At 44.4% G+C, this 354-nt stretch carries 1 protein-coding gene; it reads right to left on the reverse strand.

Annotation, left to right across the window (positions count from 1 at the left end; all coding sequences use genetic code 11):
* A partial coding sequence (locus tag L990_RS17195; protein ID WP_047452004.1) for a phage tail protein occupies nt 1–228 on the reverse strand: 228 nt, incomplete at its 3' end.
* Nucleotides 229–354 lie beyond the last annotated feature (126 nt).

Below are 354 nucleotides of genomic sequence, written 5' to 3' on the forward strand. Positions count from 1 at the left end.
GGCGTTTCCAGATATGGGAGATCTTCCATATCCAAGTAGCACTCTTCCGTTTAGATTGGGAAGGTTGAAGTATGTTCTGGTATCGCCTCCAAATTGATTGGATATGAGTGAGTAGAGAGCTTGGTATTGCTGAATGGTTAACTGCTGGCCGTTGCAAGGCATCCAGCCATCGGCTGATGGTATTCTGTTGTATGGGAATAGCCTTATTTCACCTAAAAATGCTTCCATGTTTTTCTGTTTTAAGGGTGGTTAATCTCTGGTTGGGAATGTGCCATTCCAGCAAATGCAAAGGCGAAATGGGAGGTATGGCATCATGTTGTCATGAGGTTGTCCATTTCCTGCGGATACTCCTAT

This window comes from Alistipes sp. ZOR0009 (genome assembly GCF_000798815.1).
Taxonomy (GTDB): Bacteria; Bacteroidota; Bacteroidia; order Bacteroidales; family ZOR0009; genus Acetobacteroides.